Raw genomic sequence first — 9,642 nt, 5'->3', positions numbered from 1 at the left:
GGCAGCCGGCGGGGACAGGGGGACGACAACGATGTGGCTCGACGACCTGCTGCAGACGATCCCGCCGCTGACCGTGTACCTGCTGGTCGGGCTCGTCGTGGGGATCGAGAGCCTGGGCATCCCGCTGCCCGGTGAGATCGTCCTGGTCAGTGCGGCGCTGCTGTCGTCACACCACGAGCTGGCGGTGTCGCCGGTGTGGATCGCGGTCGCGGGCAGCGCGGGCGCGATCCTCGGTGACTCGATCGGATACGCCGTCGGCCGTCGCTACGGGATGAGCCTGTTCGACCGCCTCGGCAGGCGTTTCCCCGCGCACTTCGGGCCGAGCCACGTGCAGGTCGCGCAGCGGTTCTTCCACCGGTGGGGGATGTGGGCGGTGTTCTTCGGCCGCTTCGTCGCCCTGCTGCGGATCTTCTCCGGCCCGCTCGCCGGGGCGATGCGGATGCACTACCCGCGGTTCCTCGTGGCCAACGCGCTCGGCGGCATCGTGTGGGCGACAGGGACGACGCTGCTGGTCTACTCGTTGGGCGTCGTCGCGGAGCACTGGTTGTCGCGGTTCTCGTGGGTCGCGCTTCTGGTCGCGGTGATCGCCGGGATCGGGGTGACGCTGTTCGTCCGCCGCCGCACGCACCGCATGGCGGAGGCCCACGCCGCGCAGGAGAAGGACGGGTACTACGCCGCCGAGTCCGACGACTGAGGCTGCGCCACCAGCATCGACGTGTCGAGCGTGGGCGGGTTGGGGCCGTAGGCGTTGCGCCGCGCGGCCCGCACCCGGAACCCGGGGAACGCGGTGACCACCCGCAGGATGGCGGGCGGGGACATGGGCTTCCCACGTTCGCGGGCCTTGGCGACGCGCTTCTCCGTCCGCACCTGCTGGGCCTGGACGGCCTGGATCGTGGGTTCGCGGTCGGCCTGGATCGCGGCCAGCACGTCGGGGCCTGCGCCGCCCGTGCGCAGTGCCGGGACGAGCCGGTTGGCGGCCGCGACCGCGTCCTGCACCGCCATCAGGATCCCGTTGCCACCCACCGGGGAGATGACGTGTGCGGCGTCGCCGAGGAGCAGCAGCCCGGGCCGCCACCACGTCGCGACGCGCGAGATGTCCACCGACAGCAACGTGGTGTCGTCCATCGAGGCGAGCGCGCCGACGCGGTCGGCGAGCCACGGCACGTGCTCGGCGACGAACCGGCGGATCGGTTCGACGCCGGCGCTGCGCACCGCCGGGTAGCCGCCCTTGGGCAGCGAGTACCCGATCTGCCAGTCGGTCGGCCCGCCGAGCAGCCCGACGTAGTGGTGGCGTCCGAAGTAGAGGTCGACGTCGGCCTCGGGCGGGTCGTCGTCGCGGCGCGGGAGCCGGAACCACAGCAGGTCGCTGCTCGCGCCGAGGGGTTCGGCCGCGAGCCCGGCGAGGCGGCGCATCCGGGAGAACCGGCCGTCCGCGCCGATGACCAGCGGGGCGCGCAGCTCGTGGTCGGCGCCGGAGCCGGCGTCGCGGTAGCGGACCCCGGTGACCGCGGGTGCGCCCTGCGGGGTCTCGCCGTCGACGAGCAGGCCCGTGACCTTGGCGCCGAGGCGCAGCTCGAAACCGGGGAGCTCGGCGGCGCGGGCGGCCATGAAGTCGAGGAACCGGGCCTGCGGCATGAGCGCGACGTAGTTGAACCTCGACACGAGGCCGCCGTAGTCGGTGGTGCGGATGGTGCCGTGCGGGGTGTGGAAGCGGAACCAGCGCGCGGCGAAGTGGGGGAGCGCGAGCAGGTCGTCGACGAGCCCGAGACCGTCGAGCAGTTCGAGCGTCCACGGGTGCAGGGAGTCGCCGCGGAAGTCGCGGTCGAAGTCGCGGTGCGACTCCAACAGGGTGACGCGGATACCGCCGCGCGCCAACAGGTAGGCGGTGAGCATCCCGCCAGGGCCGCCGCCGACGACGACGCACGCCGGACCGCCGGTGCTCACGCCACCCGCCGTGGTCCGAGCCGGAGCACCCGGATGGTCCCGAGGCGCGGGCGGATCTCCTCGGGCGTCGCGTCGGGTCCGACGGGAAACGAGTTGATCGCGAACGGCAGGTCCCGCATCGCCGACAGATAGGTGGCGACGACAGGGGCCGCCTCGTCGTCCGGCACCGCGACGGTCGTGGCGGGTCGCTCGTCGTCGCGGGAGACGACGGCGCAGGCGGGGTCGGCGGCGAGGTTGCGGGCCCAGTCGCGGTTCGGGTCCGGGCACACGAGGTAGTGGCTGCCGCCGACACCGACGACACCCATCGGCGTCACCCGGACCCGCCCGCTGCGGCGGCCCCGGGTGCGCAGCACGCGGAGCGCGTAGCCGCCGTCGACGATCGGGTCGGGCGGTTCGCTCAGGATTCTGTCGATCATGGACGCGTTCAGCGCTACCAGGTCGGGGCCGGGCACGTTTCGACGGTAGCCGCGTCCGCGTGAGCCCGCTCGGCGAATCCGTGAGCGGTGACCCATCCGGTGTTCCGGGCGTGTCGCGACGGGCCCGCCGCACAGGTTGCATCCCCGCCGCACCCCTTGCAACGGGTGCGGCACGCACGAAACCTGTGCGGCAGCGGCAGCGGCAGCGGAATAGGCCCGGAAATGCGTCGAGGGCGGGCCTCCGGAATGGAGACCCGCCCTCGACGTGAATGGTGCGCCGTCAGGGACTCGAACCCCGAACCCGCTGGTTAAGAGCCAGCTGCTCTGCCAATTGAGCTAACGGCGCAGAGTATTGAATTGTCTTCCCGAACTCGCTGCGCCCCACCGCTCGGCGCCTTCGGAACGCTATCACAGCGCTTTCCGGCCCCTTCGCGGTGGGGGCACCGCGTTCCGGGTGAGTGACGGGACTTGAACCCGCGGCCCCCTGGACCACAACCAGGTGCTCTACCAGCTGAGCTACACCCACCATGTCCACCGGCCTCGACCGGCGACGAGAAGAATACTAGCCCTCCCCCTGACCGCCCCCCACACCGGACCCCGACACGGCCGCGGCAGCCGCCTGGGCCTGCTCGGACGTCGGTCCGGGCGGGGCGACGAAGAGCGTCGCGCGGTAGTAGGCGAGCTCGCGGATCGACTCCCGGATGTCGGCGAGGGCGCGGTGCGCCAGGCCTTTCTCGGGCTTGGCGTAGAACACCCGTGGGAACCAGCGCCGGCACAGCTCCTTGACGGAGCTGACGTCGACCATGCGGTAGTGCAGGTGCGCGTCGAGCTCGGGCATGTCGCGGGCGAGGAAACCGCGGTCGGTGGCGATCGAGTTGCCCGCCAGCGGCGCGGACACGGCGTCGGGAACGTGCTCGCGGATGTAGGCGAGGACGGCCTCCTCGGCCTCCCGGAGGGTGACCTTCGAGCGCCGCACCTCCTCGGTGAGCCCGGAGTGCGCGTGCATGTCGCGCACGACGTCGGGCATCGCGGCGAGGGCGGACTCGTCGGCATGGATGACGACGTCGACACCCTCGCCGAGGACGTTGAGGTCCCCGTCGGTGACGAGCACGGCGATCTCGATGAGTGCGTCGCGCTGCAGGTCGAGACCCGTCATCTCGCAGTCGATCCACACCAGACGGTCGTTCATCCCGCCACCCTAGGCGCTAGAGTCCGCCGACGTGGGGGAGAACACGAACGCCGATCCGGTGACCGCGGCCCAGCAGATCGCCGCCGGATACGCCACCGAGGGTCTCGCGCTGGAGCTCGGCACCGTCCTCGTCGACGGTGCGGTCGATCCGGCGGCGAAGGTCCGCATCCCGTTCGCGACGCTGAACCGGCACGGCCTCGTGGCCGGTGCGACCGGTACCGGCAAGACGAAGACGTTGCAGGGCTTGGCCGGGCAGCTGTCCGACGCCGGGGTCCCGGTCCTGCTCGCCGACGTCAAGGGCGACCTGTCGGGCATGTCCCGGCCGGGTGCCGACGGGCCGAAGATCGCCTCCCGCGCCGCCGACACGGGAGACGACTGGACGCCGACCGCCTACCCGGTCGAGTTCCTGTCGCTGGGCGGGTCGTCCTCGGCCGTGCCGATCCGGGCGACGCTCACCCAGTTCGGGCCGATCCTGCTGTCCAAGGTGTTGCAGCTCAACGACACCCAGGAGTCGACGCTCGGCCTGATCTTCCACTGGGCCGACCAGAAGCAGCTGCCCCTGCTCGACACCAAGGACCTGCGCGCGGTCATCCAGCACCTGACGTCCGACGAGGGCAAGGCCGACCTCAAGGGCATCGGCGGGGTCTCCTCGGCGACGGCGGGGGTCATCCTGCGCGCGCTGGCGAACCTGGAGGCCCAGGGCGGCGAGGACTTCTTCGGCGAGCCGGAGTTCGAGCCGGCCGACCTGATCCGCCAGGTCGACGGCAAGGGTGTCGTCACGCTGCTGGAGCTGGCCGACCAGGCCGCCAACCCCATGCTGTTCTCGACGTTCCTGATGTGGCTGCTCGCGGAGCTGTACGAGGACCTGCCCGAGGCGGGCGACCTCGACAAGCCGAAGCTGGTGTTCTTCTTCGACGAGGCGCACCTGCTGTTCGCCGACGCGTCGAAGGCGTTCCTGCAGCGCATCGAGCAGACCGTGAAGCTCATCCGGTCCAAGGGTGTGGGCGTGTTCTTCTGCACGCAGCTGCCCACCGACGTCCCCAACGCCGTCCTGTCGCAGCTGGGCGCCCGCATCCAGCACGCGTTGCGCGCCTTCACCCCCGAGGACCAGAAGGCGCTGTCGCGGACGGTCAAGACGTACCCGGTGTCGAAGGTCTACGACCTCGAGGAGGCCCTGACCTCGCTGGGCACCGGCGAGGCGATCGTGACGGTGCTGTCGGAGCGTGGCGCGCCGACGCCCGTCGCGTGGGCCCGGATGCGGGCGCCGCGGTCGCTGATGGACGCCATCGGCGAGGCGGCCGTCACCGAGGCCGCGAAGGCGTCGCTGCTGTACCCGAAGTACGGCGAGACCATCGACCGCGAGTCGGCCTACGAGAAGCTCACCGCGAAGATCGCCGCGCCGCCGCCCCCGGACGCCGCGCCCGTCGACGCCCCGCCCCCGTCCGAGGCCCCGCGTCGCCGGGAGAAGGAGGAGCCGGGGATGGTCGCGGAGGTGCTGGGCTCACCGGTGGTCAAGTCGTTCCTGCGGTCCGCGGCCAGCGCCCTGGGCCGTGAGATCACCCGCGGGCTCTTCGGCACCAAGCGGCGTTAGCGAGTCGAACACCGACGGGGTGACCGCCGCGGCCAGCGCGACGCCGTCGGCGGCGGTCACATCGGTCACCGGGTAGCCGCCCTCGCCGGCGGCGGTGACGGCCTCGACCGTCACCAGGCCGGCGCGGCGCTGCACGATGCTCTGCCGGATCCGCCAGCCGATGACCCCGTCCCGTTCGAGGACAACGGTCCGCCGGTGCAGCGAACCCCACCGCGTCACCAGGTGCCGGGCGGTGAGCAGGTGCCCGAGGTTGCGGTAACGGTCGAACCCGACGGGCACCGCGAGCACGAGCAGCACCGTCGTCAGGGGGCCGAGCCAGTACCAGCCGGGGACGGTCGTCGCGACGGCCCAGCCCGCCGCACACAGCGCCGCCGCGGGCGCGACGGCCCGGGTCAGCCTGCGCCACAACGCCCGGCGGGGATGCCGGCGCAGCGGCGCGAGCGTCGACCGTTCGACGGGTTCCCCGGCGACGGCGGCCGCCAGCAGGTGGGCTTCGCGGCGCGTCGCGGGAGGTTGCAACGCCCCGCCCTGGCCACCGCGGCCCAGCCCGGTCGCGAGCACCCGGGCCTGGGCGCCGCGCCCGGCTCGCAGCAGCAACGGCTCGCTCACGGCCGCGCCGCGTTGCCGGTTGCCCGCCACCGACAGCGACCGCCGCGTCAGCAGGCCGCGGTGCACGCGCAGGGTGCCGTCGTCGTCGCGGGTGAGCCGGTAGCCCCACCAGCGTTCGGTGAACATCAGCAGCGACCCGACGATCGCGACGACCAGCAGCACCAGCGCCAGCACGCCGACGGTCAGCCAGATCGCGGCGCCGCGGATGCGTTCCTCGACGTCGGCGGCGAACGGCAGGTCCCGCGGCCGCAGCCCCAGCTCGCTCACGACGTTCCACACCGCCGCGACGAGCACCCCCGTCCCGGCCAGCGCAGAGACCGTCAACGGCGCGAACCGGATCCAGGGCCACCGCAGGGTGGAGAGCACCTGTGAGTGGCGATAGTCGCTATCGCGACTATCGCCACTCACGACCTCGGCCGGGCCGGGTGAAGGCGCCGCGTGCAGGAGCTCGGTCCGCAGCCGGGCTGCCTCCGCGGCGCTCACCGCGTCGAGCTTCAGGCCGTGGTGGTCGGCCGCGGCGCTCGACGCCCCCCGCACGTGCAGAACACCCAGCCCGAAGACGCGATGCAGCAGCGTCGAGGTGACGTCGACGGTCCGCAGCCGGTCGCGTGGCACCGACCGGCGCTGGCGCCGGACCCAGCCGCTGTGCAGCTCCACGCGGTCGCCGGTGATCCGGTAGCGGGTCGTCTTCCAGCGGATCACGCCGAGCACGATCAGGACGACCGTGATGCCGAGCGTGATCCACAGCCGGACGGGGTCGCCGCGCCCGGTGAACAGCAGGATCACCAGCACCGGCAGCAGCCTCACGACGTGCTGCAACGGCGCGACGACGAGCATCCGCCCGTCCAGGCGCCGCCAGGGAACGTCGCAGGGAGCGGTCACGTCGCGTCCCCAGGGGTGGCCTGCGTGGTCTCGGTGAGGACACGGGCGAGCTCGGCGGCGTCCGGTGCGGCGAGGCCGTGGATCGTCACCGGCCCGCGGGCCGACGCCGTCGTCACTGTAACGCTCGCCAGCTTCAGCCACTGCTGCAGCGGCCCGTGCTCGGTGTCGACGGTCTGCACCCGCGAGATCGGCGCGATCCGCCATTCCCGCACCAGCAGCCCGGACAGCGTGTAGACGGCCTCGTCGGTGACCTCCCACCGGTGGATGCGATAGCGGATCGGCGGCACCACCAGCGCGTACGCGACGGCGAGGGCTGCGGTCACGATCGTCGTCACCAGCAACCAGGACGGCGACATGGCGAGCACCGACCACACGACCAGCTGCGGTCCGGCGAGCACGACGAGCGCGGCCAGTCCCTGCAGCCGCCACCACTGCACCGCACGGGGATCGACGCGGTGCGCGGGCGGGCGCAGGGGGAGCGCGACTGCGACGGTCATGGTCCCACTGTGCCCGGACCACGGGTGGTCCGTGTCGTTCGACCGTCCCGGGCGCGGGCTGACATGCGTCAGGAAACGGCGAACGCAGCCAGCTGCGCGCGGCGCACCACGTCGGTCTGGCCCTGCACCAGATGGAACATCGCTTCCCGGACCCAGCGCTGCTCCGGCGAGGTGAGCAACGTCGCACTGCCCGACCGGGCCGCCACCAGCGCATTCGCCGCCCGCACCGTCAGCTCCGCGATCTCGCCGCGCAGCCGGATCCGGTCGGCCGTCCGCTCACCGGCGGGGACGTCGATCAGCAACGCGTGCGCTTCCTCGCGCAACGCCGCACCGCGCTCGCCGAGCGTCCCGGCGACGTCGGCCACCTCCGGGCGTCGCCGGCCGAGACGTTCCAGCTCGACCAGCACGCGGCGCAGCAGCCCGAGCGTCGCGGGGCGGGTGTCGGCGGTGCGCAGGGCGTCGGCGGCGAGCCACGCGGCGGCGTCGACGTCGAGGAGCACCTCGTCGGGGGCGACGGCCATGTCGTCGAGCTCCAGGCCGACCGTGCGGGTGCCGCCCATGACGGCGAGTGGCGCCGGGTCACCGGCCCGCAGTCCGGGGCGAGGTGCCGTCGGGACCAGCGCGAACACGAACCGGCCGGTCGCCGTGGTGGCCGCGACCATCGTGAGGTCGGTGATGCCCCACCCGGTGCACCAGGCGGCGCTGCCGGAAAGGCGCCAGCCGCCGCCGGGTGCCGGTTCCGCGCGCACGGCCGGCGGGCCGGGGCGGCGGATGTGGGCGACGGCGATCCCCGCGAGCGTGGCGCCGGTGGCGAGGCCGGGCCGGTGCGCCGCGGCGGCCGGGCCGTGGCGGTACGCGTCGGCGGGGAGGCCCTTGACCGGCGAGGCCGAGTCGGCCTGCGGGTTGCGGTGCTGGGTCACGACGAACCACGTCGCCCCGCACGTGCCCGCCAGCAGCTCGACCGTCTCGACGTCGACGCGTTGCGCCGCCCCGAGCCCGCCCTCCGCGATCGGGACGCGCACCGACAGCAGCCCCGCCGCGGCCAGCGCCCGCGGGTGGGCGGGGTCGACGCCGCGGGCGGGATCGTCGGCCGCAGGGGCGTGCGGACCGATCACCTCGTCGCACAACCGGATCGTCTCGACGACGGCGGGATGGGCCGCGACCTCGGTCGGCGGCGCGAACAGCTCCTCGACGGTCGGCACGTCCCGACGCTACGTCAGCACGCCGCGCGCAACCTCAGGGTCGTCCCGGCGCCGGAAAACGACCGTCAGGTTGCGCCCGAAGAACCGCGCGCAACCTCAGGGGCGCCCCAGCACCGGAAAACGACCGTCAGGTTGCGCCCGAAGAACCGCGTGGAACCTCAGGGTCGCCCCAGTACCGGAAAACAGCAGTGAGGTTGCGCGCGGATGTTCACGTCGAAGGGGGATGTGCACGTTCACCGGGGGACGTGAGCTGCGGCGGTGGCCAGGCGGCGGGCGGTGTCGTCGATGAAGGCGCCGAGGCGCTTCTCGATCAGTCGCGTCGTCCCCGGGATCTTCGCGGTGAACGACGACCGCCACGAGATCTCCGTACCGCCCGAGGCGGTGGGGCTGAGGCGGACGTCGGCGCGGTAGCCGCGGATCGGGATGCCCGAGAGCAGCACGTAGGCGAAGTGACGGTCCTGTTCGACGGCGACCACCTCCTCGCGCGTGTCGGCCTGCCCGGTGAAGGCGCGGATGGCGCCGACGCCGTCGGGGTCGGGCGAGCCCTCACGTTCGAGGCGCGCGGTGGCGAAGTCGGCCCAGTCGGGCCAGGTGCTGACGTCGTGCAGCAGGGCGAAGACCGCTGAGGGCGGTGCGTCGCTGACGGCGTGGACGTCGATCCTCCCGGTACGCATGTACCAGATGGTACATGTACCACTTGGTACGGTCCAGGCATGAATGCGACCCGCCGCGACGAACTGCTCGCCGCGGTCCTCGAGCACCTGACCGCCACCGGCGCCACCGACCTGTCGCTGCGCGCCGTCGCCGAGGCCGTCGGCACCAGCCACCGGATGCTCAGCTACCACTTCGGGTCGCGGGACGGACTGGTGCTGGCCGTGGTCCAGGCCGTCGAGAGCGGGCAGCAGGCGCTGGCCGCGGCGCTGGCCGCCGACACCGGGATGTCCGCGCCCGACCAGATGCGCGCCCTGTGGAAGCAGGTCTCGCAGCCCGCGCTCGCGCTCAACGTCCGGCTGTTCTTCAGCCTCTACGCGCGCGGCCTGGCGGGGGAGGAGCCCGCAGCCCGGCTGCTCGACGGCGACATCGCACGCTGGGTCGAGCCGTCGGCGCGGACCGCGCACGAGCACTACGGCCTGCCGCTCGACCAGGCCCGCACCGACGTCCGGCTCGGCGTCGCCGTCGTCCGCGGGCTGTTGCTCGACCTCCTCGCCACCGGCGAGCGCGATGCCGTCGACGCAGCCTTCGAGCGGTTCGTGACGTTGTGGGACAACGCTTTCGCTCCGTGAGCGGTGGGTCGGCGGCGCGGCGGGCCCCA

Annotated in this window: 10 protein-coding genes and 2 tRNA genes; 3 read left to right on the top strand and 9 right to left on the bottom strand. The window is 73.0% G+C overall.

Going from position 1 to position 9,642, the window contains the following annotated elements; all coding sequences use genetic code 11:
• Nucleotides 1-31: 31 nt before the first annotated feature.
• A complete protein-coding gene (locus PSU4_RS29870; protein ID WP_147115866.1) occupies nucleotides 32-694 on the top strand; it encodes a DedA family protein in 663 nt (220 codons plus the stop codon).
• On the opposite strand, the gene PSU4_RS29865 is transcribed toward PSU4_RS29870, so the two are convergent.
• The 5 genes from PSU4_RS29865 to orn all read right to left on the bottom strand — a co-directional run bounded on the left by PSU4_RS29865 (nucleotide 670) and on the right by orn (nucleotide 3,549).
• Complete coding sequence (locus PSU4_RS29865) at nucleotides 670-1,944, bottom strand: FAD-dependent oxidoreductase (RefSeq protein ID WP_246115442.1); 1,275 nt, start codon at nucleotides 1,942-1,944, stop codon at nucleotides 670-672. The genes PSU4_RS29870 and PSU4_RS29865 overlap by 25 nt on opposite strands.
• Nucleotides 1,941-2,396, bottom strand: coding sequence for a nitroreductase/quinone reductase family protein (locus PSU4_RS29860; RefSeq protein ID WP_246115441.1), 456 nt, complete (start codon nucleotides 2,394-2,396; stop codon nucleotides 1,941-1,943). Before PSU4_RS29860 ends, PSU4_RS29865 begins: the two co-directional genes overlap by 4 nt.
• Nucleotides 2,397-2,630: 234 nt before the next feature.
• Nucleotides 2,631-2,706, bottom strand: a tRNA-Lys gene (locus PSU4_RS29855).
• Between the two features lie 107 nt (nucleotides 2,707-2,813).
• Nucleotides 2,814-2,886 (bottom strand) — tRNA-His (locus PSU4_RS29850).
• A 36-nt stretch (nucleotides 2,887-2,922) separates the two neighbouring features.
• Entirely contained in the window at nucleotides 2,923-3,549 is a 627-nt protein-coding gene (orn, locus tag PSU4_RS29845) for an oligoribonuclease (protein ID WP_147115864.1), read from the bottom strand.
• Nucleotides 3,550-3,580: 31 nt separating this feature from the next.
• On the opposite strand from orn, the gene PSU4_RS29840 reads away from it, so the two are divergent.
• Complete coding sequence (locus PSU4_RS29840; RefSeq protein WP_147115862.1) at nucleotides 3,581-5,140, top strand: helicase HerA-like domain-containing protein; 1,560 nt, start codon at nucleotides 3,581-3,583, stop codon at nucleotides 5,138-5,140.
• Here the strand turns inward: PSU4_RS29840 and PSU4_RS29835 are convergent.
• The 4 genes from PSU4_RS29835 to PSU4_RS29820 form a co-directional block, all read right to left on the bottom strand.
• On the bottom strand, nucleotides 5,051-6,631 hold the full coding sequence (locus tag PSU4_RS29835) for a PH domain-containing protein (protein WP_147115860.1): 1,581 nt from the start codon (nucleotides 6,629-6,631) through the stop codon (nucleotides 5,051-5,053). The genes PSU4_RS29840 and PSU4_RS29835 overlap by 90 nt on opposite strands.
• Entirely contained in the window at nucleotides 6,628-7,128 is a 501-nt protein-coding gene (locus tag PSU4_RS29830) for a PH domain-containing protein (RefSeq protein ID WP_147115858.1), read from the bottom strand. Before PSU4_RS29830 ends, PSU4_RS29835 begins: the two co-directional genes overlap by 4 nt.
• A gap of 68 nt (nucleotides 7,129-7,196) precedes the next feature.
• Nucleotides 7,197-8,330, bottom strand: coding sequence for an acyl-CoA dehydrogenase family protein (locus PSU4_RS29825; RefSeq protein WP_147115856.1), 1,134 nt, complete (start codon nucleotides 8,328-8,330; stop codon nucleotides 7,197-7,199).
• Between the two features lie 233 nt (nucleotides 8,331-8,563).
• Entirely contained in the window at nucleotides 8,564-9,004 is a 441-nt protein-coding gene (locus PSU4_RS29820; protein ID WP_147115854.1) for an SRPBCC family protein, read from the bottom strand.
• Nucleotides 9,005-9,043: 39 nt separating this feature from the next.
• On the opposite strand from PSU4_RS29820, the gene PSU4_RS29815 reads away from it, so the two are divergent.
• Nucleotides 9,044-9,613, top strand: coding sequence for a TetR/AcrR family transcriptional regulator (locus tag PSU4_RS29815; protein ID WP_147115852.1), 570 nt, complete (start codon nucleotides 9,044-9,046; stop codon nucleotides 9,611-9,613).
• The last annotated feature ends 29 nt before the right edge of the window (nucleotides 9,614-9,642 follow it).

It is taken from the genome of Pseudonocardia sulfidoxydans NBRC 16205, assembly GCF_007989085.1.
Classification (GTDB): Bacteria; Actinomycetota; Actinomycetes; order Mycobacteriales; family Pseudonocardiaceae; genus Pseudonocardia; species Pseudonocardia sulfidoxydans.
Note: the sequence above shows the minus strand (reverse complement) of the source record. Positions and strands in the feature narration are given on the sequence as shown.

What these genes read in the sequence shown, in the direction of transcription:
- PSU4_RS29870 (WP_147115866.1), top strand. Translation starts at nt 32, where the DNA reads ATGTGGCTCGACGACCTGCTGCAGACGATCCCGCCGCTGACCGTGTAC.
- orn (WP_147115864.1), bottom strand. Translation starts at nt 3,549, where the DNA reads ATGAACGACCGTCTGGTGTGGATCGACTGCGAGATGACGGGTCTCGAC.
- PSU4_RS29830 (WP_147115858.1), bottom strand. Translation starts at nt 7,128, where the DNA reads ATGACCGTCGCAGTCGCGCTCCCCCTGCGCCCGCCCGCGCACCGCGTC.
- PSU4_RS29820 (WP_147115854.1), bottom strand. Translation starts at nt 9,004, where the DNA reads ATGCGTACCGGGAGGATCGACGTCCACGCCGTCAGCGACGCACCGCCC.
- PSU4_RS29815 (WP_147115852.1), top strand. Translation starts at nt 9,044, where the DNA reads ATGAATGCGACCCGCCGCGACGAACTGCTCGCCGCGGTCCTCGAGCAC.